Source organism: Pirellulales bacterium (assembly GCA_035939775.1).
GTDB lineage: Bacteria > Planctomycetota > Planctomycetia > Pirellulales > DATAWG01 > DASZFO01.
Genome location: DASZFO010000002.1, coordinates 1 through 24,490, shown reverse-complemented (window position 1 = coordinate 24,490; position 24,490 = coordinate 1). Strand labels below are relative to the sequence as shown.

16 protein-coding genes and 1 tRNA gene are annotated in these 24,490 nt (G+C 61.3%); 14 read left to right on the top strand and 3 right to left on the bottom strand.

The window, feature by feature from the left end:
- From VGY55_00095 to VGY55_00075, 5 genes are all read left to right on the top strand, one after another.
- Positions 1–1,403 (top strand): hypothetical protein (locus VGY55_00095; protein ID HEV2968354.1); only part of this gene is annotated, 1,403 nt, incomplete at its 5' end.
- A 420-nt stretch (positions 1,404–1,823) separates the two neighbouring features.
- The gene (locus VGY55_00090) at positions 1,824–3,170 is read left to right on the top strand and encodes an HD domain-containing phosphohydrolase (protein ID HEV2968353.1); all 1,347 of its coding nucleotides are present in this window, start codon (positions 1,824–1,826) and stop codon (positions 3,168–3,170) included.
- Positions 3,154–4,089 carry an HD domain-containing phosphohydrolase gene (locus VGY55_00085; protein HEV2968352.1) on the top strand — a complete coding sequence of 312 codons (936 nt, stop codon included), beginning with the start codon at positions 3,154–3,156 and terminating at the stop codon, positions 4,087–4,089. The genes VGY55_00090 and VGY55_00085 overlap by 17 nt, the downstream gene beginning before the upstream one ends.
- 241 nt (positions 4,090–4,330) lie before the next feature.
- On the top strand, positions 4,331–5,083 hold the full coding sequence (locus tag VGY55_00080; protein ID HEV2968351.1) for a hypothetical protein: 753 nt from the start codon (positions 4,331–4,333) through the stop codon (positions 5,081–5,083).
- A gap of 56 nt (positions 5,084–5,139) precedes the next feature.
- A complete protein-coding gene (locus tag VGY55_00075; GenBank protein ID HEV2968350.1) occupies positions 5,140–5,904 on the top strand; it encodes an SDR family oxidoreductase in 765 nt (254 codons plus the stop codon).
- 490 nt (positions 5,905–6,394) lie between these two features.
- Here VGY55_00075 and VGY55_00070 read toward each other — a convergent pair.
- A tRNA-Pro gene (locus VGY55_00070) sits at positions 6,395–6,472 on the bottom strand.
- A 321-nt stretch (positions 6,473–6,793) separates the two neighbouring features.
- Between VGY55_00070 and VGY55_00065 the strand changes: the two genes are divergently transcribed.
- Positions 6,794–7,624, top strand: coding sequence for a 3'-5' exonuclease (locus tag VGY55_00065; GenBank protein HEV2968349.1), 831 nt, complete (start codon positions 6,794–6,796; stop codon positions 7,622–7,624).
- 171 nt (positions 7,625–7,795) lie between these two features.
- On the opposite strand, the gene VGY55_00060 is transcribed toward VGY55_00065, so the two are convergent.
- On the bottom strand, positions 7,796–9,139 hold the full coding sequence (locus tag VGY55_00060) for a HEAT repeat domain-containing protein (GenBank protein ID HEV2968348.1): 1,344 nt from the start codon (positions 9,137–9,139) through the stop codon (positions 7,796–7,798).
- 453 nt (positions 9,140–9,592) lie between these two features.
- Here VGY55_00060 and VGY55_00055 point away from each other — a divergent pair, with 453 nt between their 5' ends.
- The 5 genes from VGY55_00055 (at position 9,593) to VGY55_00035 (ending at position 19,777) form a co-directional block, all read left to right on the top strand.
- Positions 9,593–10,441 (top strand): hypothetical protein, encoded by an 849-nt coding sequence (locus VGY55_00055; GenBank protein ID HEV2968347.1) that lies wholly within the window; start codon positions 9,593–9,595, stop codon positions 10,439–10,441.
- A 218-nt stretch (positions 10,442–10,659) separates the two neighbouring features.
- A complete protein-coding gene (locus VGY55_00050) occupies positions 10,660–12,129 on the top strand; it encodes an MFS transporter (protein ID HEV2968346.1) in 1,470 nt (489 codons plus the stop codon).
- Between the two features lie 248 nt (positions 12,130–12,377).
- Positions 12,378–13,658: a signal peptidase I gene (lepB, locus tag VGY55_00045; protein ID HEV2968345.1), complete on the top strand. Its 1,281-nt coding sequence runs from the start codon at positions 12,378–12,380 to the stop codon at positions 13,656–13,658.
- A gap of 272 nt (positions 13,659–13,930) precedes the next feature.
- On the top strand, positions 13,931–14,968 hold the full coding sequence (locus VGY55_00040; protein HEV2968344.1) for a WD40 repeat domain-containing protein: 1,038 nt from the start codon (positions 13,931–13,933) through the stop codon (positions 14,966–14,968).
- An 81-nt stretch (positions 14,969–15,049) separates the two neighbouring features.
- Positions 15,050–19,777: an SdrD B-like domain-containing protein gene (locus VGY55_00035; protein HEV2968343.1), complete on the top strand. Its 4,728-nt coding sequence runs from the start codon at positions 15,050–15,052 to the stop codon at positions 19,775–19,777.
- Between the two features lie 122 nt (positions 19,778–19,899).
- Here the strand turns inward: VGY55_00035 and VGY55_00030 are convergent, their stop codons facing one another.
- On the bottom strand, positions 19,900–20,112 hold the full coding sequence (locus VGY55_00030) for a hypothetical protein (GenBank protein ID HEV2968342.1): 213 nt from the start codon (positions 20,110–20,112) through the stop codon (positions 19,900–19,902).
- Positions 20,113–20,427: 315 nt separating this feature from the next.
- On the opposite strand from VGY55_00030, the gene VGY55_00025 reads away from it, so the two are divergent.
- The 3 genes from VGY55_00025 to VGY55_00015 all read left to right on the top strand — a co-directional run.
- A complete protein-coding gene (locus VGY55_00025; GenBank protein ID HEV2968341.1) occupies positions 20,428–22,767 on the top strand; it encodes a chemotaxis protein CheA in 2,340 nt (779 codons plus the stop codon).
- Positions 22,768–22,779: 12 nt separating this feature from the next.
- Positions 22,780–23,238 (top strand): chemotaxis protein CheW, encoded by a 459-nt coding sequence (locus VGY55_00020; GenBank protein HEV2968340.1) that lies wholly within the window; start codon positions 22,780–22,782, stop codon positions 23,236–23,238.
- Positions 23,239–23,305: 67 nt separating this feature from the next.
- Positions 23,306–24,490, top strand: a 1,185-nt coding sequence (locus VGY55_00015) for a methyl-accepting chemotaxis protein (GenBank protein ID HEV2968339.1), incomplete at its 3' end; no start/stop codon positions are given.

Here is a 24,490-nt window from a genome sequence, read left to right as displayed (position 1 = left end):
TCATGATCCCCGGACCAAGTCTGCACAGCGTCTCGGGGGTTCAACTCGACGGGGCCAGCAGCGGCACGCCCGGCACCGACTATGTCCGGGACTTCACCGTCGTCGATCCGCTCACAGTGATCAACACCAACGACAGCGGGCCCGGCTCGTTGCGCGCGGCAATCTTGTACGCGAACACCTTGGCAGGCACGACCCATACGATCACGTTCGCGATCCCCGCCGGCCCGCAATCGATCAATCTCTTGAGTCCGCTTCCGGCGACCACCGTGGCGGTTGTGGCTCTCATGGACGCCACACAGAACGTGACGGTCCACTCGCCCGTGGAGAGCGGAGTAGACCATTTCAACGCGGTATCCAAAATCGGCGCCGGTACGCTGACGATCGCCGGGAGGAATAGCTTATCCGGCCCATTTGCGGTGCACGACGGTCGATTGATACTGACCAACTCGACAGCGCCGCAGTTGGCGGGCGTCGGCGTCACGGTAGACGGCGCCGCGACGCTCGAACTCGCCGGCTCGATCTCCGACTTGGCCGGCGGCAGCGCCGGCATCAATATCGCCAACACGAGCACTGCGACTGCCGGCGTCGTGGTTTCGGGCGTGAATCAAGTCGTCGGCGGAATCGACGGTACGGGCAGCGTAACGATTGACGCTGGAAGCGATCTCACGGCAAACCACATCAATCAGACCGCCTTGGTGATCGGCGGCACTTCGACAAGCTTCGCCACGGTGACAATCGCCCCGTCGGACTCAACGGGCAATCCGTTGATTTCATCGGCCGCGACGTCTTCGAGCAATAGCTCTGTCTCGGCTCTGAGCGTCAGCGGATCGGGCAATGCCAGCACTGAAGTGACTCGTATCGAACGCCTAGCGGCGACTCGATCCCGCCGCTTAGCGCCGCAACTTGTAGCGAGTCCGGTCTCGCCAGGGGCCAACGATTCTACGTCCGCAGTTACTTTGCCGGCGGTCGTTGGTTCTGCGACGGCCTCGACGTCGGCAACAGCCAGCATCGTCTCGACCACGGCGAACGTAATCCCGGTGGATTCCGTCAGCGTGGAACTCCATCGTGACAGAAGCTTCAAATCAGCGGCCATCGCCATCGTGGCCGGTTTCAATCCTGGCACTCCGGACGGCGACAACTCTTTTTCAATTGTCCCCGCCGATACGAACGGCGCGACATCATCCGTCGCGAGTCAGACGGGTTCCAGCGAAATTAAAGACGCCGCGGCCGCGCGCAAGATGCTTGATGCGGATGCCGTCGCCACGGCATTCGGTGCGGACGATTGGGAATGGTTCGGTTCGGAGCCGGCCACGATGCAGCCGCACTCCTCGACGGATGATGCGGGCGGGCTCCTCCTGGTCGACGATTTATTGGAAGCGATCGGCAAGGAATGGGGGAACTGAGGACGGCACGACTAAGTGCCTATCCGACAACCGCCTGGGCAAAAGCGTGCGTTTGCCGCCTTGCGCCTGCCGCGCGGTCGGCAAAAAAACCTCGACTCCGGGATTGATTGCCGATCGTGGACCCGAGCGCGCAAACCTGCGTCGGCCCGGCCTTTCAGTCGGCAGACCGTGGATTTTTCTCGCGAATTGTCGGCCTGCCGCCGCTCGGCCAAGGGCTGCGTCAACCCGCGTTGACGCAAGCTACACTTTCAGAGGGCCAGTTGGTTTGGTCCCCTTCGGCAGGGCCCAGTCGCCAGCCGAATGCGAGTCGTTTCCTGGGTTGTGGTGTTTTAGCTTGTTCCCCGACGGTCTTGCTGCACCGGTTGAATTCACGGTGGGTAATTCTGTGCCATTGCCATCCGGTCTTGCAGGACAGCGCAAGTGACCAACCGCCGCCTTTTCACCGTGATTCTATTGGCCCAGTCGGGCTGCGTTGCAGTCGGCTTGATGTTCCATCAGCTTTACGTTTCGTCGGGTGTAGCGCAAGCTCAAGCAGACGAAGCCCGCGCCGGACTTATGCGTCAAGTCGGGTTGCTGGGTGCGGAACTTGAACAGCAGAGTTTATCGTCCTTGCGACAGGGCGGGCACGGCTGGGAGCGAGTGCTCGCTCGCTGGCGAGCGGCTGCGAATCCTACCGACCGTCTGTACTTGCTGGATGAACAGGGGCAGGTTTTGATCGCGGCCGATAAGCCCGCGACTCATTCCTCGCCGGATGGTCTTGGCCATGCGTTGACGTGGATTCAAGCCAGCGCTGATTGGGGCCGGTTCGACGAGCCGATTCGCGGCGTCCTCAAAGATGCCACCGGCGATCGAGAGGTTGCGTTTGCGCAAGGGCTTGCCTCGCACGACGGATACTTGTTGCTCACGCGGTTGGCCGGTGACGAAAAGGTCAGTCCCGCCTTGCTGAGAGGCACACTGTGGGCTGCCAGCGGCATCACCCTGCTTTGGACGGTCGGTCTGCTGGCTGTGACCCTGTTTATGTTAATGAGCTACCGTGAGCGGGGAGATTCCATCACCCGTGCTCACCCGGATGTCGAGGCCCTCAAGCAGGCCCAGACATTGGTGCGGACACAAGAAACGGTGATTTTCGGACTGGCCAAACTTTCCGACTCGCGCGACCCCGACACGGGCCGCCATTTGGAGCGAATCGCCCAGTTCTCGTCGATGTTGGCGGCCGGTCTGCGCCAGCGGCCCGAATTCCGCGACCGCGTCACGCCAGCCTTTGTCCAGTTGATCGGAATCAGTTCGGCGCTTCACGACATCGGCAAAGTGGGAGTGGAGGACTCGATTCTCCGCAAACCAGGCACGCTAACTTTCGAAGAACGCGCCCGGATGCAGCTTCACACCCAGATTGGCGCCGACTGCTTACGGGAAATCGAACGCCGCTTGGGGTCCACGAATTTCCTGCAAATGGCCCGCGAAATCGTCTCGGCGCATCACGAGTGGTGGGACGGCCAGGGATACCCGCTGGGCTTAGCCGGAGAACAGATACCGCTGTCGGCCAGAATCGTGGCCGTGGCCGACGTGTACGATGCTCTCAACAGCAAACGAGCGTACAAAGAAGCCCTCCCGCATGAGCAGTGCGTGGCCGCGATCGCCGAGGCGGCTGGCACACAGTTTGATCCGCGCGTGGTCGAGGTATTTTTACAAATCGAGGACCGGTTCCGCCAGCGCGCGGAGCAATTCCACACTCCCGAAGAAGAGGATCAGCATGTTTCAACTATCTAAACGCGAGCAACGAATCCTGGAGCTGACGCTAATCCTGTTGGCCATTGGTCTGGCCTGTCTCGTCTACAAGGTCGAGGGCTACAAGCTGGTGACGCTGAACCTGTTCTTCCTGCCGGTCGTGCTCAGCGCCTTCTTCCTCGGCCGCTACTCGGCCGGAATCCTGGCGGTGTTCTGCGTGATGACCACGTCGCTGGTCTGTGCACTACAGCTCAACGAGTTTTCCAGCTACACGTCGCCGTTGGCGATTGGATTGGCGGTCACCGTTTGGGGAGCTATCTTGTGCCTGACCGCACTATTGGTCGGCACGCTCAGCGACGAGCGATCGGCTCAAGCCGTCGAACTACACGAGGCCTATGTCGGCGTGGTCGAGGTATTCGCAAAGTATTTGCAGGGAGGCAATCCGCAATTCAACGCTTCTACGGCCCGCGTCGTCGATCTCAGTCAGCGGATCGCCCTGGAGATGAAATTGCCTTCGAAGCGCGTCGACGACATCCGAGTGGCGGCTTTGATGCAAGGCTTCAGCAAAGTGGAAATCACGACTAAGGCGATCAGCAAGGCCGTCCACAGCCTTGAAGGCAAGGGTAAGGCCCACGCTTTCAGCTTTCATGGAACCGATCTGGTGTATTCGCTCGGGGCTGTGCTCCGCGGCGCGATTCCAATTCTAATGAATCAGGACACGAAGCTGCCGGCGGAATTGCAGGATCCGGTGACGACCGAGGTGCCGCTTGGCGCGAAGATTCTGAGTGTCGCTCGCGCCTTTGAAGCGTTGACCGCAGGCCATGCCGACGAGACCATCTCGCCCGCCGAGGCGATCCTCGAACTTCGCTCCGGTGGAACATCCGCTTACGACGTTGATGTCTTGGACGCGCTCGAACGCGTGGTTCACGAATGGCAACCTCAATCGCTGGTCCCGGCCTGACGGGACGGCGGAGCAAGCGGATGCGGCGTGCTTCGTCAGCTCAGCTTCGGGCGGCTCGGTTTGCATGGCCGCTTTATCCCCGACCGCCGGCCGCCGGAGCAAGGCTGACGGAGCCAATTGGGCGCCATAACTCGCCGTGGCGATGTCCAAATACTTTGGTCGTCTTGAATTGAGTGCGACGCACCCATAGCATGAGGCTTACCCGCAAAGCGACTTTCTCGAATCAATCGGAGGGCGTTTCATGCGCAGAATACTTTTCGGTGCCGTCGTTCTGGCAGTTTCGCTGGGTAGCGTTGCAACGGCGGACGAACAGGACGACGCCAAGGCGATCCTCGATGAGGCGATCAAGGTCCAGGGCGGCGAGGCTGCACTCGGCAAAGTCGTCGGACTCTACTTCAAGGTTAGGGGCACGGCGTATGACGAAGACAACCAGAGGACGCGATTGTCGTTCGAGTGGTTCATTCAAGGGTATGACAAAGAGCGGACGGTGTCGTTGGATGGGGACAACAAAGTCACCGAGGTCGAGGCGATCAACGGCAAGGAAGGCTGGACGAAGGACGGCGATCAGGCCACCGAGAAACTGAGTAAGGACCAACTAGAATCTCGCCGGGAAGAAATCTATCTCAATTGGGTCACCATGTTGGTCCCGTTGAAGGCCAAAGGATTTCGGCTATCCTCTCTTGCCGAGACTTCGATTGCGGGCCGGAAAGCAGTCGGCATTCTCGTCGTCCAGGACAAGCATGATCCCGTCAGTCTCTACTTCGACAAAGAGACCCATCTGCTCATAGAATACGAACGCAAATACAATAACGTCGCGGTCGGCAAGGTGGTTGATGAGGAGTGCAAGTATTCTGACTATCGGAACGTTCGGGAAACTAAGCAGCCTTTCAAAATGGAGGTTTTTTGGGAAGGGAAGAAGGTCTATGATCTTCGGATTTCGGAGATGAAGTTGCACGAGAAGCCACTGGACGACAGCTTGTTCTCGAAGCCATGAGCAGGCGAGATTTCGGCTGGCCGCTACGAAGCGTTTTCTGACGAGAGGGGTAGTTCGTGCAGGTGACACTTGCCGGCAAGACCGCGATCGTGACGGGAGCCGCTTCCGGAATTGGGCTCGCGACTGTCCACAAATACCTCGATGCCGGAATTGACGGTGTCGTCGCTGTCGATATCGCGTTCGCGCCACCGGCCACCTTGTTCAAAGGGGCTGACAATCCCCGGCTGAAGTACGTCCAAGGTGACGTGTCCCTCGAAAAGACCGCTCAGAGTTTCACGCGGGTGATGATGGAGTCATTCGGTCGTATCGACATTCTCGTCAATAACGCCGGGGTCTCACTCGTCAAGCCGCTGCATGAGCACACGTCTGATGAATGGGATCGTGTGATGAATATCAATGTCAAGGCGGTCTATTGGGCCGCCAGGCATGTCGTTCCGGTGATGATTCAGCAGCGATCCGGCGTGATCCTCAATACCGGTTCGATCTCGGGGCAGGTCGGCATCCCTGGGCAAGGGGCGTATGGACCGTCGAAGGGGGCCTTGCACATGTTGACCCGGCAGATGGCTATGGAATATGCCCGGTATGGAATCCGCGTCAACGCCATCGGCTGTGGCACAGTTGACACGCCGATCGTTCACCAATCGGCGGCGGAATCAGGCGATCCGGAAGCGTTTTGGCAGACACTGCGCAGCAACCATCCTATCGGTCGGATCGCATCGGCGGATGAGATCGCGGGCTTCTTCACGTACATGGCTAGCGAGTTGGCTAGTTTCTTCACCGGCTCGATCCTGATGATGGACGGCGGCTTTACGGCAAAGTAAGCCCCTCTCGACAGCTCCACCACTCACATCTCTACTTCGACCACGCACGTATCACACCAGCGTCGTCTTGCCGCTGCTCTCGCCATGAAAGGACCGTGTCGCCAACCACGGCCTCGCTGGAGATCGATCCGTGCGCGGCTACGGGAAGATTTGGGCACAGCGCGCGAGCCACGACGGCGTCGTCTGGTTCAAGAGGGCGGTGCCTGCCGCTGGAATGGGCAAGGTTTCAGCCGGTCCGGCCAAAAATCTTACCAGTTCGCCGAGCAAGGCTTGGAAGCCGAGTTCTTACGGCTCATCGTTAGCTTCAACCGACTGTGAAACCCGAAGGCCCAGGTCGCGGAGCTTCTGCCGAAGAGTTTGCCGGGCGATGCCCAGCAGGCGGGCGGCTTGGTGTTGATTCCCGCCGGTATAGTCGAGAACCCGGGGTAACAAGAACCGGTCGAGTTGGAGAAAAAAAGGGGACATTCTACTTTTCAGCAGAACGTCCCCTTGGTCGGGGCGACAAGATTCGAACTTGCGACCTCTACGTCCCGAACGTAGCGCTCTAGCCAGGCTGAGCTACGCCCCGAAGCTAGGATGAACCGGCCATTCTACCTCTTCGCAGCAATGGGTCAACGCCGGCCCCGAGAGCGGCGGCGTCTTAGACGGGACAAACTTCGCCATCAGCATGTTCGCCAGATTGGCCCGATTTTGGTAGGTTGTCGGGCGAGTTGAGATGTCTCGGCGGATCAAGTCGGGCTGGAAGCCTGACCTACGGGATCCGGTTCGCCAGCGAACCGGTTAACGCACGATCTCCGACCTCCGACCAAGTGTTGGAGTTCGGGCTTTAGCCTGCGATCCGCAGCCCGAAGCCTGAACTCCAACAATCCGACCTCTGACCTCCGATCCTATGTCCGCGCCATCGCCGCAGTCCGTCGCCTATCTGGTGTTCGATCTGGAAAGCGTTGCCGATGGAGCGCTTGTCTCGCGGCTGCGCTTTCCGGGGGAGATGCTCGATCCGCTGGCCGCCATTCAACGCTATCGCGATGAGCTGATGGCCAAGAGCGACAGCGATTTCATTCCGTATACGTTTCAATATCCAGTCTCCATCGCGGTGGCCAAAGTGACGGGCGACTATCGGCTGCTCGATCTGGTCGCGCTCGACGAGCCGACGTTTCGGCCGCACGTGATCACGGAGAATTTCTGGCGCGGATGGGAACGATACCACCGGCCGACGCTGGTGAGCTTCAACGGGCGGGGCTTCGACCTGCCGATGCTCGAACTGGCGGCGTTTCGCTTCGGCGTGAGCTTGCCCGGCTGGTTTCTCGCCCGCGGCAAATCAAGCGATCAACCGCGGAATCGCTACAACGTGGCCGCACATCTCGATCTCATGGAGCTGCTGACGAATTTCGGTTCGTCGCGTTTCATCGGCGGGCTGAATCTGGCCGCCAACCTGCTCGGCAAGCCGGGTAAGATGGACGTGCAAGGGCACATGGTGCAAGACCTGTTCAACGCTGGTCGGCTGGCCGAAATCAACGATTACTGCCGCTGCGACGTGCTCGACACGTATTTCGTATTCTTGCGCACGCGCGTGCTCGCCGGCGAATTGTCGCTCGAGAAGGAGCACGAGTTGATCCAAGCCACCAAAAGCTGGCTCGAATCGCGCGCCGGCGAAGTGAATGGATTCCGCCTCTATCTCGACCGCTGGGGAGATTGGCCGAACCCGTGGACGGCGGAATGACGAAGCACACCTGGCGACCTCCGCGGTAGCACGGTCGGGAGACCGCGCTACAACAAACAGAATCATTTTCAATCTGTAGAACGCCCTCCGCGGCGTTCCGCGAACCGGCGCAGATCCGGAACGCCACAGAGGGCGTTCCCCACGGAATTTCCCCCGCATTACCGACCATGTCTAGCGGCGTTTCGTGGCTGAGAGCGCTTTCTCGGCTTGAGCGCGGGTGTGGTCGTCGGGGTCGTCGCGCGAAACTTGTTGGACGCGCTTGAGCAGATCGAGATCGCCGCTGGTGGCCATGAGCGTGACCGCCGTGGCCCGCACGTTCGAGTCCTCGTCGTAGCTGAGTTCCAAGAGCCACGGCCGGGCGTCGACGCCCGGCAACTGCGGCAGCGACTCGGCCAGTTGCCGGCGGACGATTGGGTCGGGGTCGGCCGCGCCATGCGCCAACTCGGCGAGGGGGCCCGTGAGGCCGCGATGTTCCAATTCGGCCGTCGCCGCCGATTGCAATCGCGGATCGGCGGTGAGCAACGCCTGCATCACTTCGTGCAGCTCGAGGCGCTGCCAAGCGGCCGCGCCCGTCGCGCCGGTTTGCAACAACTCGGCCGATTTCCGCTTGTCGATTTGAGCATCCAACCGGCGCGTGCTGCCCGACCCAGTGTCGTTGAGCGGCAGACGACGCGGCTGGTTGGCGGCAGGAGCTTGATCGAGCAAGGCGGGAGGCTCGGCCGTATCGTTCAAGGGCTGCGCGACGATATGTTCGGGCAGCCGATTCGGCTCAACCGCTTGCGGTTTAGCAGGCAAAGCGGCGATTGGAATTGGCGGCGGCAGGCTGGCCAGCTCAACCGGCAGACCGCCGCCCGGCAGCCGCGCGATCGTCGGCAGCGACTCCACTGCGTCGAGATCGACATTGGGATCGCTCGTCGAAGTTGCGGACGACTGCTCGGACTCGTCGGCTCGAGCGAGATGGACTTCCGGATCGAAGCGCTTGAGCGCGGCAGCGAATGGCGCGGGCCGCGGCGAAGCGCAAAGTGCCAACACCGCTTCGCAATCCGCTAAGAGTGCGTTGCGCCGGGCGTCGTCGCCCGCTTGAAGCGGCCATTGAATCATCCGCAGCGCCATATCGGCCGCGAATCTTCGGTTCGACGAATCGAAACGCGCCGACGATTCGACGAGCGAATGGGCCAAGACTGTGAGCTTCTCCATCGCTCCTTCCGCCGGCAAAAGTTCCCAGCGGCCGACTTCTTCGATGAGTGTCGCTCGCGCCGCGCCGCGGATTGCTTCGCGGGGAGATTCCAGCATGGCCGTCAGCACGTGTACTCCCGCATCACCGAGTTCAGCGATCTGTCGCAATTGCGGCTCGATCTGGTCGTCCGGCAACTCGGCCAGCCGTTCTTGCCAACGCTCGGCGAGGATTTCGGGCCGGTTCAGATACCAGGCCGCGGTGACCATAGCCAATATGGCGATCACCGCGGCCGCACGGCCAAGCAGTCGACGGCGAGTTGGATTGCGGCGATCAGACATCGTGACAAGGTGATATGGTGCCCGGTGCAGGAACGCCGCGGAGGGCGTTCACTACGTTTCGGCGATGCCGACTGTAGGGAACGGCCTCTGCGCCGTTCCGGATTTGCGACAAGGTCGCAGTGCGAACATGTAAAAGTGGCGGATTCTCGTTAAGCCGCTAAGTTGCGGCAATGGCAGTTGGAGTGAATGGGTCGAACGCTGGTAAGCGAGGCAAGCTGCGCGGGGACATTGCGGCCATTCGCGAACGATTTTGGCTGTCGTTCTTCGGCATGGGCGGCCGAATTATCCCTATGACCGGCAGATTTCGCCTGTTTTCGCTCGCTTCGGGGGGATATGTATTTCCAGCGCTTCATCGCCGAGAGGCCACCGCGCCGCGAGCGCTGCCGATTGTCGGCGCCGGAGCAAGTTTTGCCGCCGCGATTGATTCGGTTGATGCTACGCGGCGCCGCTTGCATGGGGTTGCTTCTTCTCGGCAACGTCGGCCGCGCCGCGAATCCATACGCCGGCAACGCGACGACCAGTTGGGCCGCGCGCGACGAGGCAATCCAGTCGATCCCGTTCGACAAGCTCGGTCGCGATATGCGCGGCCGAATCGCCACCGTGATCAATAACGCCAGCATCTTTCGCCGGCTCCCCACACAATCGGTCGATTGCGATCCGGACCTGTTCGTGTTTTTGGTTCGCAATCCGGAAGTAGTTGTCGATATTTGGCGAGTGATGGGAATCACCAACATGACGCTCGATCGAAATGGTCCCGATCGGTATCGGGCCTCCGACGGCCAGGGGACCACGGGGAACGTCGAATTCGCTTTTCGCAGCTCCGACCTACACGTGATCTATTCCGAGGGGATGTACGACGGGCCGATGTTTCCAACGAAGCTCCGTGGGCAGTGCGTGATGGTGCTGAAGACGGTCAGCGCTCACGACTCCGGCGGGCGAGCTTTTGTGACAAACCGGCTCGATGCCTTCTTGCGGATCGAGAATCTCGGCGCCGAGATCGTCGCTAAGACTCTGCAACCCCTCTTGGGTAAAACGGCGGACCACAATTTCAGCGAGACCTCGTCCTTCGTCGGCACGCTCGCGCACACGGCCGAGACGAACCCCAACGGCGTCTCCCGGTTGGCCCAACGACTCGGACACGTGGAACCGCAAGTCCGGCAGCAATTCGCCGACCTGGCGGTTCATGCGGCCGACAATCGGGCCGCCGAGACGGCGCTGGCGCAAGCGGCCGTGGGCAAATCAACCGGCGCCAGCGCGGCTGCACGTGGTCGCCAAGCGGGCGGCGATTCTCGCGAGCGCTAACGTAGTAGGCACACTCCGTGTGCCGCGGCAGTCGTAGGGTGTGTCAAGCGAAGCGCTGACGCACCGAAACTCGACGTGGGCACCCACTCGCCGCGCTCCCCGGTGCGTCTGCGGACGAGCCTTGACGCACCCTACACCTCGTTGTGCGGTTGGACTACAATGCCGGCCATATTGCTGACTCACGCCGCCCGCCCCAATTTCTCCCTCCGGATTGATCCATGAATTCGCTCCCTTCGCCGGCATCGGCTCGACTCACGCCCGTTCAATGGTTGATTTGCATCATCGCCGCGATTGGATTTGCGTTTGACACGTATGTGCTGTTGATCATGCCGCTGGTCGGACCGCCGGCGCTGGCGGAATTGTTGCACGTCGATCCGGCGACGACAGACGGCTACAACGCGATCGTTGCCTGGACGAGCCGGATCACCTGGGCCAGCGCGGTCTGCGGCGGCGTCTTCGGGCTTCTCGGCGGCTATCTCACCGACCGGCTCGGACGGCGGCGCGTGCTCACCTGGAGCATTCTCATCTATGCGTTCTCGTCCGCCGCGTCGGCGCTTGCCACTTCGCCGATGATGCTGCTCGTATTCCGCTGCACGACATTTATTGGCGTATGCGTCGAGTTTGTCGCCGCGGTGGCGTGGCTGGCAGAGCTGTTTCCCGACCCAAGGCGACGTGAGGCGGTTCTGGGGTTCACGCAGGCCTTCGGCTCGTGCGGCGGATTGCTCGCCACGGCGGCGTGGAAAGGATCGGTCGCGATCGCCGGAAATCTGCCTGACTGGGCGGCGATCCACGGCAGTCAGGCGGCGTGGCGTTATGGGCTGCTTTCGGGCTTGATTCCGGCCGTGCCGCTGATTCTGATCCGCCCGTTCTTGCCGGAATCTCCGGCCTGGCGGGAGAAGAAGGCCGCAGGACGATTGAAACGGCCGCGGCTCGGCGAACTCTTTCAAGGGACCTTTCGCCGAACGACCATTGTCTCGACGGTGCTCTTCGCCTGCGCGTTCGGCGCGGCGTTTGGTGCTTTGCAACTCGTTCCGCAGATCGTGCCGGGACTTGTGCCGAGCATGGCTGTCGTTCCAAAGTTGCAAGCGCAATTGCAGAAACTCGATCCAGCGAGCGCAGAGTTCAAGCCGCTCAAAGCTCAGATTCTCAAGCTGACGAAAGAACGCCAGCAGATCGTCGGCAATGTTCAACTCTATCAGGAGCTAGGGGGGCTGATCGGCCGATTCTCGCTCGCCTGGCTAGCGCTTTTGATCGCCCGGCGTGTCACTTTGTTGCGAGTTTTTCAGATTCCGGGGCTGATCGTTATTCCGGCGGTCTTCTTTATTGCGGGGACCGGAAACCTGGGCGAGCAGAGTCTTGACGTGCTCAAATGGGGAATCGGGCTGGCCGGTTTCTTCACCATCGCGCAATTCAGTTTTTGGGGCAATTATCTGCCCCGAGTTTACCCCACCTACCTTCGCGGCACCGGGGAGAGCTTCGCCGCCAACGTCGGCGGCCGCATGCTCGGAACTGGCGCGCAGCAAGTGACGGCGTCGTTGGCATTGTTGTTGGCAACGGCCGTCCCAAAGCTCAGCGGCCCCACTCGTCTGGCCTACGCGGCGGGGACCGTGGCGCTCTTGGTCTATGCCATCGGCCTGATCGCCAGCTTCTGGCTCCCAGAACCGAGCACGGAGGAACTGCCGGAGTGACGCGCCGGCGGATTAGAATAAGGGGCTGGCTGGCCGTGCGCTTGCGCGCTCCCCTGCGCTTCGCTGCGGGTCGCGGCTAAACGGGTGGTCGGAGCGCGGCGCGGATCGCGACGCCACACTGGATTCGTCATTCGAGCTTCGTCATTTGAGCTTCGTCATTCTTTCGTTATTCGTCATTCGGAATTCGTCATTTCCCCTCCATGTGTCCACGCGAAATCGTCCTCCGTCGCCGTCGCTCGCGCGGGCCGATGCGTTGGATCATTGAGGCCAGCGTCTTGCTTTCGATCGCCGGGATCATGGCGAAAGAATTCTTCCTCGAGGGATGGCCGGCGCCGATCGTCGTCTCGAGCGGCTCAATGGCCACGACGTACTTGGGACCGCATCGCGTCACCCGCTGTCCCGATTGCGGGATGGAATTTGCTTGCGACGCCGTGGGGTCACGAGACAACGCGTCCGCCACGTGCCCGAATTGCGGGCGCGGCGGCATCGAATTGGCCCCCGACATCATCGCCGGCGACCGACTGCTCATCGACCGCAGCACATTCGCTTGGCGTGCGCCGCGGCGCTGGGAAGTGGCTCTCTTTCGCTGTCCCGAGCGCGCGAGCGACTATTGCATCAAACGAATCGTGGGGCTGCCTGGAGAAGCGATCGAGATTCGCGACGGCGATGTGTATGTGGATGGTTCGATCGCCCGCAAGCCGCTCGATCGTCAGCGCGAGATGGCGATCCTGGTTCACGATACGGCCTGGTCCAGCGCCGCGAGCGATCTGCCGAACCGCTGGTCGGCTCAGCCCGATAGCGGCTGGCAGATCGTCGATGGCGGTTGGCAATGCAAGTTGCGATCGCCGTCGATCAATTGGCTCAATTACGTCCACTGGCGCCGCACGGCGGGCGGGCCGCTGACGATTGGAGAAGCGCCAATCCGCGATGAGGATGGCTACAATCAGACAACGTCGCGGCAGTTGAACGATGTAACCGATTTAATGCTCGTCTGCCAACTTTCAGCGAGCGGCAAGGGCACGCTGCAGCTCAAGGCCCGCGACGGCCGCGAGGAATTTCAAGTCTCGATCCTACCAGCGACGGGAGCGATCGCACTGGCACGAAATGGCCGCGAAGTGCAATCGATTCAAGCGGTCGCCGGATTGCTGGATTGGCCGACGGAAGTGGTGTTGTCGCTCATCGATCAGCAAGTCGTTCTGGCGATTGGCGGACGGACCGAGCTAATCTATCCCTATGTTCCCCCGAGCAGTGACCTGCATGCATCTTCACAACCGTTCTCGATCGGCGCATCCGGCCTCGAGATACTAATCTCGCGGCTCCAAATCTGGCGCGACGTTTATTATACGCGGCCGATTCGGTCGGCCAATTCGACCATTTGCCATTTAGGGCCGGACGAGTATTTCGTGCTGGGCGACAACAGCCCCATTTCGCGCGACAGCCGTCCGTGGACTGGCGGCGAAGTGCTTCGTGACTCACTGCTGGTCGGCCGCCCGCTGAGCGTTTTCCGCCGCCGGGAGATTGGCAACTGACGGGCGGCAGATAATGAGACTTGCCTAGCCGCTATTCTTTACCCGATCGGCACAGCTCTACGCCGCTTCGCGGTTCGGCTACGGCAGTCGTGGGCTTTCGACCGATATAAACGGCAGAGCTGCTGCGCCGCCGTGCGCGCTCTCGCCGCGATCAATCGCCGAACGGGACGAGTAGCGGAGTTCGCCAGATTCCGTGCGCGGCCCGTGCCGACGCCGCCACTGAATTCTGGCGAATTCAGCTACGAAATTTGAAACCAGGGATGGTGATCAACGTGGACAGCCTTCGCCGGTTGCTGCTCGGTCTTTCGACGATTCTCGCCTGCCCGATGGCTTCGCCCACGACCGTCGCGGCTTCGCCGCCGACGCAAAAGGCAACGCAAGTCGTTCCGGTGTCGCCCGATCAGCCGACGAGCCGAGCACCGGTGATCAGCACCGTCGGCCTCAGCCCGGACGGCAATCTGCTGGCCGCGGGAGGAGACGACCATGTGCTGCGCATTTGGTCGATCGAAGGGATGAAGCTGTTGCACGTAATGCGGGGTCACACGGATTGGATTCGCTCAGTGGCCTTCAGCCCAGACGGCGCCATTTTGGCCTCGGCGGGGGACGACCGCTGTGTGCGGCTTTGGGATGTGGCGAGCGGGCGGCTGATGCGAACGCTCAAGGAGCACGAGCTGGCGATTTACACCGTCGGCTTCAGCCCCGACGGCAAGTCGATCGCCGCCGCCGGATTCGAAGACAAGTTGCAGATCTATAGCATCGCGACGGGCGAAGTGCTCAAGACGCTCGAATGCCCCTGCCACGATATGCGGAGCGTGGCCTTCTCGCCCGACGGATCGCTGCTGGCGGCCGGCGGCGGGAACGGCCAGATTCGCATCTGGAACATGGCCGATGGCCGCGTCGCGAAGGAGTGGCCGGCACATCGGATGCGAATTCGAATCCTGGCCTTCTCGGCCGATGGCAGCCAATTGGTTTCGGCCGGCGAAGACCAGATCATCCGGCTCTGGGACGCCCGCAGCGGCCAGGATGTTTTCTCGATGCAAAGCCGCGGGGCGAAGATCCGTTCGCTGACATTTTGCGGCCCGAAGATGCTCGCCAGCGGCGGCAGCGACAACGCAATCCGTCTTTGGGACCTTGGCACGCAGAAGGAAATCGAGCGCTTCGTCGGGCACACCGGCACGGTGTCGAGCCTGGTCGCGGACGTGCAGCACCACGTGCTTGTCTCAGGGAGCTTCGACACGACGATCCGCTTGTGGAATCTCCAGCGGACCGGCGAAGACAGCGCTCGGCGCAAGGGCGACACGACGCTGTAGAAATTGACGGGCGGCGAGTGAACCGGTAGGGCACGCTCTGCGTGCCATGGTGACACCAAAACGGTCAGGGAGGGCCTGTTCGTGAGTCTGTTTAACACAGCAGCCATTTGGCGTCGGATTTTCAAATCGGCCGGCCGCAAACCCGGACGGGCCGCGGGAGAGCATCTTCGCGTCTGCCGCTTCGAGCAGATGGAGCCGCGGCAATTGCTCACGGCCGCCCCGCCGCAGATTCACTTCGGCAGCGTCTTCTTCGATCCAGCCCCCGGCACAAACACTACGCCGAACACGATCCAAGTTTCATTCCAAGGAGGCGCCGCCGGAACGCAATTGACCCAACTGGTGATCGACGGCAGCAAGAATCAGCTCGGGCTGGCCGTGGGCGACATCGTTTGGGACACTCCGGGGAGCCAAGGTCAATCCGGGCAATCGCCGCTCACGATCGTCTCCAGCAACGGTTTCCAGGTCGTCAACGAGACGGCGACCAACGGCGGAACGCAAATCGTGCTGACGCTCAGCGGTTTCGTCGCCGGCGATAAACTCGTGCTCAGCGACAATGCCGAGCAGGTCGTTGCCATCGATCCCAACACCCACGCCGTCTCGACCGCTCCGCTCGCCAAGGGAAACGATTTCCAGAGCGCTCATCTCACCGGCACTTTCACCGCCCCGCACTACGAGAACCTCTCGGTCAACACGGCCTACGTGGCCGGCTACGACACGCTTTTTCAGCAGAACAACGTCACGTCTGGCTCGACGCTCGACCTGCCGCCGCAAAACTACATGCCGCCGAGCAGCACCGATCAGTCGAACCAGACGACGGGCGCCAATGTGCTGGTGACACAAACCCCGCTGCCAATTTCGATTGGCGGAACGGTCTTCAGCGATCCGAATCTGAACAACCATCAAGATGCGGGCGAACCGGGACTCGCGGGAGTCACGCTCACGCTCTATCAATTCGACGGATCGCAATACGTTTCGACTGGCAAGACCACAACGACCGACGCCAATGGCAACTATCTGTACCAATGGTTGTTGCCCGGCACGTATCAGGTCGTCGAGACTCAGCCGCCGGGGTATTTCGCCGTCGGCGCGACCGCCGGCTCGGTCAATGGCACGACCGATGGCACTGTCGTCAGTCGGCTGATTGTCAGCCAGGTTGATCTGCTCGGCGGCGAAGACAGCATCCAGAACGATTTCGCTCTCGCGCAGGCCGTCAATATCAGCGGCTACGTCTATCACGACGCAAACAACGATGGCATCCGGGAATCGGGCGAGCAGGGCATCGGCGGCGTGACGATCGTCGTCACCCCGATCTCGGCGCTCGATGGCAGCACGACTCCGATCACTACCACCACCGCCTCCGACGGCTCATATACTGTCACGGGCCTAGCCCCCGGCCAATACACCGTCAGCGAGACGACTCAGCCCCCCGGATACCTGGATGGCAAGGTGACGCCCGGCTCGCTCGGCGGCACGGTCGCGTTGGTCGGCGATCAGATCAACGGCATCACGCTGCTCGGCGGCCAATCGGGCACGGAATACGACTTCGGCAAGCGGCTCCCCGCCAGCCTGAGCGGCAATGTCGCCGACTGCCTTACGAACCAGCCGCTTTCGGGCGTGATCGTGCAGTTGCTCGACTCCAGCGGCAATGTGCTCAAGACGACCACGACCGACCAGCAAGGCAATTACCAATTCGGCGGCCTCCTGCCGGGCGCGACCTACGGCGTGAGCGAAATCCTGCCGACCGGCTTTATTCACGAGGACGAAGCTATCGGCAACTCTGGCGGCACGATCGCGGCGGACGCCTCGATCATCCAAATCGCGCTCGGCGACGGGACGAACGCAGCGGGCTACGATTTCTGCGACGTTCGCCCGGCAAGCATCGCGGGAAATGTCAGCGATTGCCTCGCCAATCAGCCACTTTCCGGAGTGACCGTGCAGTTGCTCGACGCCGATGGCAACATACTCAAGACCACGACGACCGACGCGAACGGGAACTACCAGTTCAACAATCTCATGCCGGGCGTCACCTACGGCGTGAGCGAAATCTTGCCGACCGGCTACATGCACGACGACGAAGACATCGGCAGCTCCGGCGGCACAATTGTCAACTTCGCGATCACACAAGTAGCCCTTGGCGACGGTGTGGACGCGAGCGGCTACGGATTCTGTGACGTGCTCCCCGCGAGCATTAGTGGCCACGTGGTGACCACGACCACGCAGAATTGCGAAGAGGATCCAAATCCGCAGCCCGTCGCGGGAGTGACGATCCAGTTGCTCGATGCCGACGGCCACGTGCTCGCGACCACCACGACCGATTTGCAAGGCAACTACCAATTCACGAACTTGACACCTGGATTGAAGTACGGCGTCCACGAGGTTCAACCCACCGGCATTTTTGAGAACGATGCCGACGTCGGGACCGCCGGCGGCACGGTGGTCGGCAGCGACACAACTACCGGCGTGCTGCTCGGGTCCGGCGTGGCCGGGCTGCACTACGATTTCTGCGATTGGCTCCCGGCGAGCATCAGCGGCTGCGTGATCATCACCGCCACGCCGGATTGCGAAGCCGATCCGAATCCGCAGCCGGTGGCGGGTGTGACGATCCAATTGCTTGACGCCGAAGGGAACGTCCTCAAGACCACGACGACCGACGAAAACGGCAACTATCAATTCAGCGGGCTGACTCCTTGGGTGCAGTACACGGTCCACGAAGTGCAGCCACAGGGCCTGTTCGAGAACGATGCTGATGTCGGCTCGATCGGCGGTACGGTCGTCGGAAAAGATACGACCACTCAGATCGATCCAGGCTCCGGCGCGGCCGCGATTCATTATAACTTCTGCAATCTCGCGCCGGTGAGCATCAGCGGCAAAGTGCAAATTGATACGACGGGAAACTGCGACACGGCGATCGACCTGCCAACGCTCGCGGGTGTGACGATCGATTTGCTCGACGGCGATGGCAACGTGCTTTCGACCACGGTCACCAACGCCGGCGGGCAGTATTCGTTCACCGACTTGATGCCCGGAACCTACGGTATTCGCGCGGAGCAACCGGCGAACTATTTTTCTGAAGATGCCGACGTTGGCTCCGTCGGTGGCGTCACTGTCGGTCTCGATACCACGTCGCAGATTGTGCTGAACTCGGGCATCGCGGGGATCAACTACAACTTCTGCGTCGAGCCGCCGGGCACGATCAGCGGCTTCGTCTTCCAAGACGGCCCGCCGATCGCGCTTCCGCAAGGCGCCACGCTCAGCCCCTCGCAAGTATCGCTCTATCGCTCGGGCATCTTCCAGCCGAGCGACAAGCGGCTGGCCGGAGTGACGCTCTATCTGGGCGATGGCGACGGTCAGGTGATTCTCGACAATAACCTCCAGCCGATCAGCACCGTCACGGATGCCAACGGCTTCTACCAGTTCACGGACCTGAAGGCCGGCACGTACACGGTGCTCGAGCAACTGCCGCAGGATGCGCAGCCGAATCTGATTGCCGGCTTGATTACGGCGGGAACATCGGGCGGAGTGCCGCTCAACGCCGGCGTGAGCATCAGCCCGTCGATCATCCAGCAGCTTGCGATCCCGGCCAGTTCGACGGCCATCGTGCAGATTCCGCTGGCAATCGGGGCGAACTCGGCGGACAACAACTTCAGCGTGGTGGTCACGCAGTCGGAGCCGCCGCAGCCGATTCCGCCGCCGATCCCTCCGATCCCGCCGCAATTCCCGCCGATCGAGAATCCGCCGGCGGCGCAGGTGGCCTTCGTGCCGCTCGGGTCGCCGATCACTTTCGTGCCACCGATGCCGCAGCCGGTCTTCGAGCATTTCGCCGTCGGCGGGGCGAGCGATACGGAATACTCATGGCATTTGAGCGTCATCGATGGCGGCCAGCCCCGCGAATCGGATGACGCCGGCGCCGTGCAGTTCACGCCCGCCGGGTTCAACGTGAACTCCTGGATGGGAATCGATCTCAGCCGCTCGCAATGGACGGTGAACGACGGCCAGGGGGATCCGAAGCTGCGCTACGTGTTCGGCACTCCGGGTGCGATCCCGATCTCGGGCGATTTTATGGGCGACGGCAAGACACGGATGGGCGTATTCATCGACGGCGAGTGGTTCATCGATATGAACGGCGACGGCGTCTGGGATGAAGGCGATATGTATTGCAAGCTCGGCGGCCCAGGCGACAAGCCGGTCGTCGGCGATTGGGACGGCGACGGCAAGGATGATATCGGCGTTTACGGCCCCGCCTGGAACGGCGATCCGAAAGCGATCGCTCGCGAGCCGGGCTTGCCAAAACCGCACAACCCGCCGAGCGGCCTGAAAAAGAATCATCCGCCGCGGCCCGAGGAATCCACCGGCGAGCGGACGATGAAGCTCACGTCGCGCGGCAAACTGCGGGCCGACGTGATCGACCACGTCTTCCAATTTGGCCATCAGGGAGACATTCCCGTGGTCGGCGACTGGACCGGCAGCGGCGTGAAGACGATCGGCATCTTCCACGACGGCGTCTGGATGCTCGATCTCAACGGCGACGGCCATTGGGGACCGGAAGACCTCATGGCCCATTTCGGCGAGAAGGGCGATATCCCCGTCGTCGGCGATTGGGACGGCTCAGGCCGCGATTCGATCGGCGTGTTCCGCAACGGGAAGTGGATTCTCGACACGAACCACAACTTCGAGCAGGACGCGAAAAACGAGGTCCGCCAGTTGGGCGCCGCGGGCGATACGCCGGTCGTCGGCGACTGGAGCGGCAGCGGCCACGCCGAGATCGGCGTCTATCACAATGGCGCGCTGGAGCGACCGGACGCCAAGTAATTACGAAGTGCGAAGTACAAAGTACGAAAAAGAGGGTTCAAGATTCAAAGCCCGACGTAACCGGAGCGTCCGCAGGACGCAGGTTCTTTCGTACTTCATACTTTGTACTTCGTACTTAACTTCTACTCCTTAAGCGATTTCAGCTCGCTCTCGGCGGCGGCGATCTCCGCCTCGAGCCGCTTCACTTCCTCCGGCTCGTCGAGCTGCTTCTTGGCGCCGGCCAACTGCTGCCGCAGCTTTTGCAGCTTCTGCTGCAACAGATCGATCCGCTTCTTGGCTTTCTTGTCCATGGCGATCCGCGCCGCGCGGAACCGTTGCGTCGTTTGAAAAGGCATTGCTTCCTCGCATCGAGGAACAGATGCCGACAGGATAACCGATGCGCTCGCTGCAGGCAAAGCCGCGGATCATGGGATCGGCCATCTTTTTTGTGCGGTTCTGGTGCTTGTCGGCCGCATGACGGAATAACCGATAACTTCGACGCGGCCCGACATGTTTCGCTCATGTCGCGCGACAGTCCTCGGCGCAATCCAGGTTTTTTCCGCGAAATTCCTTGATGCTCCCCTTCGCCGAGCTATACACCTCTGTACCCCGATCGAAGCAGACGGCGTCGCGGCCTCACGATGGGCCCGAACTCGACGAGGAGAGATCCAGTGACCGAGCTGAGCGACATTGTAAAGGACTTTCTCGTTGAGAGCTACGAGAACCTGGACCAATTGGATCGCGATCTTGTTTCGCTGGAACAAGATCCGTCGTCGCGCGCCACGCTCGGAAGCATTTTCCGCACAATCCATACGATTAAGGGAACCTGCGGCTTCCTCGGCTTCGACAAGCTCGAATCGGTGACTCACGTCGGGGAAAACTTGCTCAGCCGCCTGCGCGAAGGCGAACTGACGATCAATCCCGACATCACAAGCGGACTGCTGTCGCTGATCGACGCAGTGCGCGACATGTTGGCCAACATCGAGACAGCCGGCGCCGAGGGCGAGGCCGACTATGCGGCGCTCGTGAAGCAACTCAATCTGTTGCAGGAAGCGGGAGGAATTCCGGCTCCAGCGGATTCCGCGTCGATCAAGATCGAACCGCGTCAGGCAAACAAGGGGCCGATAGCCGCCGCGCCTGAAGCGCCAATCGTCCCGGTCATTGCCGAGCCGCCGACCGCCGGCACTGCGAGTTTCAGCGAATCGCTCGATTGCCATCCGGCCGGCGATTCGCATGCCGCTGCCGCGCTGGGCGTCGCAGTGCAAGCCAAAGCGCCCTCGGATCAGCCTGCAAGTTCGTCGAAAGCCCAGCCGGAAGCACGTACCGGTGGACTGGCCGACGGGAGCATCCGCGTCGACGTCGGCCTGCTCGACAAATTGATGAACCAGGTCGGCGAATTGGTTTTGGCTCGCAATCAGATTCTGCAATTCACGGGCACGTTGAACGATCCGGCCTTTCTGAGCACCTCGCAGCGGCTCAACCTGATCACCACCGAGTTGCAGGAAGGGGTGATGAAGACCCGCATGCAGCCGATCGACAACGTCTGGAACAAGTTTCCGCGCGTCGTCCGCGATCTGGCCTTGCAGTGCGGCAAGCAGGTCCGGATCGAGATGGAAGGAAAAGAGACCGAACTGGATAAGACCATCATTGAGGCAATCAAAGATCCGCTCACGCATCTCGTTCGCAACTCGGTCGATCACGGAATTGAAAGGCCCGAACTCCGCGCCGCTCAAGGCAAGGCGGCGGAGGGTTGCTTGCTCTTGCGGGCATTTCACGAAGGTGGGCAGGTCAATATCGAGATCACCGACGACGGCGCCGGCCTGAATCTCGACCGCATCAAGCAAAAGGCCGTCGATCGCGCGTTGATTACCGCCGAGCTGGCGGCGCGAATGAGCGACCGGGAAGTCGGAATGCTTATCTTCCGCCCCGGATTTTCGACGGCGGAAAAGGTGACGAACGTTTCCGGCCGCGGCGTCGGCATGGACGTGGTAAAAACCAATATCGAAAAGATCGGCGGCACGGTCGATCTGCAAAGCCTGCTCGGCCGCGGCACTACGGTGAAGATCAAGATTCCGTTGACGCTGGCGATCATTCCGGCCTTGCTGGTCACCAGCGGCGGCCAGCGGTACGCCATACCCCAAGTCAGCCTGCTTGAATTGGTTCGACTGGAGAGAGAGCAGGCCCGCAAAAGCATCGAAAAGATGCACGATGCGCCAGTCTATCGGCTCCGCGGCCAATTGTTGCCGCTCGTCTATCTCAATCGCCAGCTCGATCCCCGTTCGCAACCGGCGGAATCGGCTGGACAAGCGGACGCGGTCAACATCGTCGTGTTGCAAGCCGACGGGCGGCAGTTTGGGCTCGTGGTTGATCGCATCAACGACACCGAGGAAATTGTCGTCAAGCCGCTCGGCAAGCAACTCAAAGAAGTCCCGGTCTTTGCCGGGGCTACGATCATGGGCGACGGTGCGGTGGCGCTGATCCTCGACGTGATGGGAATTGCCCAACACGCGTCGGTCGTGTCCGAGATCCACGATCGGGGCCTCGGCGAACGGACCGGAAAGACGCAAGAGCAGAAATCCAACGTGCAGACGCTCCTCGTGATCGGCCTGGGCGAGAATCGCCGCCTGGCGTTGCCCATCTCGATGGTCGCACGGCTGGAAGAGATCGATCCTGCCAAGGTTGAAGTATCGGATAATCACGAAGTCGTCCAATATCGCTCTCAAGTGTTGTCGCTCGTGCGCGTGGCCGACGTTCTCGGAATCCGCTCTGGGGCGCCCGCAGGCAAGCCGCTGCAAGTGGTTGTCTACAGCCAGAATGGCCGCAGCGCCGGACTCGTTGTCGATCGGATTCTCGACACGGTCGAAGCGTCGATCGAAATTCAGCGCAGCGCGCGCACCGAAGGCATTCTTGGTTCGGTCGTGATTCAGCAGTTCGTTACCGATCTGATCGACCCGGCGGCCATTATCCGCCGCGCAGATCCGTCGTTTTTCGAAGAATTGGCCGCGGTCTAGCGGGAGATGTTCATGGCTGACACGCGACAGTATTGCACCTTTTTCCTCGACGACCTGTTTTTCGGCGTCGAGGTGCAGAAGGTCCAGGAAGTAATTCGCTACCAGCAGATGACGCGTGTGCCGCTTGCGCCGCCCGAGGTCAGCGGGATGATCAATCTCCGCGGGCAGATTGTTACGGCCATCGACCTGCGCCGCCGGCTGGGCCTCTGCGACCGCCTCGGCGAGCGGTTGCCGATGAACGTGGTGGTCCGGGGCGACGACGGCGCGGTGAGCCTGCTGGTCGATGAAATCGGCGATGTGCAGGAAGTCGAGGAAGATCGTTTCGAACAGCCTCCAGAAACGCTCAAAGGAATCGGCCGGGAATTGATTCGCGGCGTGTATAAGCTCAATGGCCAGTTGCTCCTTGTACTCGACACCGAAGCGGCGATGCAGTGCTCAACGGAAAAGCAGCGAACGGCGGAACGGAATTGATCCATTCGCCACGACCTTGGTGTCGGAGAACAGGAAAAATCACATTCGTTTCAAAACGAATCTCGCCATGATTACCGCTAAGCCGAAACGACCCAGCAAAGTCAATCGCGCGACCGGCGCGCTCGCACAAGCCGTCAAAGCCGCGGCCGAAGCCGATGAGAATGTTCGCGCCGTATTGCAAGTGGTCGAAGCGCTTGGCCGAGCGGCCACGGTTTCCGAAGCCGCGAGGGCGGCGATTGACTCGGTACGGGATGCCTTCGGTTGGGTCTATTCGACTTATTGGAGCTTGGATCCAAAAGACCTAAGCCTGAAGTTCGCAGTCGATTCCGGGCATGTGAACGATGAATTTCAACGGGCCACGGTTGCCGCTCGCTTTCCAGAAGGGATCGGGCTGCCGGGGCGAGTCTGGCAGCAGCGAGAACTGATATTCGTGCCCGATGTCCGCGAAATCGCGAATTTTCCGCGAGGTCCCGCTGCGCGGCAGGCCGGCGTCAAGTCGGCTGTCTGCTTCCCGATCATCGTCCGCGACAGAGTCGTCGGGACAATGGACTTTTTCGCGCTCGAGATCGTCCAGCTCTCCAAGGAGCGCCTCAATGCATTGCGCGGCGTGGGACTGCTCGTCTCGAACACGATCGAACGCGTCCAGAGCGAGTCGGAACTGAAGGCCAAGGTCGCCAGCATGCTCGAAGTGGTCAACGCCGCGGCTGGCGGCGATCTCACTCGTGAAATCACTGTCAGCGGCAGCGACGCCATTGGGCAGATGGGCAGGGGCTTGTCGAGTTTCCTCGCCGATCTGCGCGTGAGCGTCAGCGCGATCGCAAAAAATGCGCTCACTCTGGCCAGCTCATCCGAGGAACTGTCCACCGTGAGCACTCAGATGAGCGGCAATGCCGACGAGACCTCCGGACAGGCCAATATCGCCTCGGCCGCGTCCGAAGAGGTCAGTAAGAACGTGCAGACCGTCGCCGCCGGAATCGAGGAGATGAGCGCCAGCATCAACGAAATCGCCAAAAACGCCTCGGATGCCGCCAAAGTTGCCACCCAAGCCGTGACCGTCGCCGACGCGACCAACGCCACGATCGCCAAGCTGGGCGAAAGCAGCGCGGAGATCGGCAAGGTGATCAAGGTGATCACCTCGATCGCCGAGCAAACCAACCTCTTGGCCTTGAACGCGACCATCGAGGCCGCGCGGGCCGGCGAGGCGGGAAAGGGGTTTGCCGTGGTGGCCAACGAGGTCAAGGAACTGGCCAAG

What these genes read in the sequence shown, in the direction of transcription:
- VGY55_00065 (HEV2968349.1), top strand. Translation starts at nt 6,794, where the DNA reads ATGTCCGCGCCATCGCCGCAGTCCGTCGCCTATCTGGTGTTCGATCTG.
- VGY55_00020 (HEV2968340.1), top strand. Translation starts at nt 22,780, where the DNA reads ATGGCTGACACGCGACAGTATTGCACCTTTTTCCTCGACGACCTGTTT.
- lepB (HEV2968345.1), top strand. Translation starts at nt 12,378, where the DNA reads ATGCGTTGGATCATTGAGGCCAGCGTCTTGCTTTCGATCGCCGGGATC.
- VGY55_00060 (HEV2968348.1), bottom strand. Translation starts at nt 9,139, where the DNA reads ATGTCTGATCGCCGCAATCCAACTCGCCGTCGACTGCTTGGCCGTGCG.
- VGY55_00080 (HEV2968351.1), top strand. Translation starts at nt 4,331, where the DNA reads ATGCGCAGAATACTTTTCGGTGCCGTCGTTCTGGCAGTTTCGCTGGGT.
- VGY55_00085 (HEV2968352.1), top strand. Translation starts at nt 3,154, where the DNA reads ATGTTTCAACTATCTAAACGCGAGCAACGAATCCTGGAGCTGACGCTA.
- VGY55_00055 (HEV2968347.1), top strand. Translation starts at nt 9,593, where the DNA reads ATGGGGTTGCTTCTTCTCGGCAACGTCGGCCGCGCCGCGAATCCATAC.
- VGY55_00050 (HEV2968346.1), top strand. Translation starts at nt 10,660, where the DNA reads ATGAATTCGCTCCCTTCGCCGGCATCGGCTCGACTCACGCCCGTTCAA.
- VGY55_00030 (HEV2968342.1), bottom strand. Translation starts at nt 20,112, where the DNA reads ATGCCTTTTCAAACGACGCAACGGTTCCGCGCGGCGCGGATCGCCATG.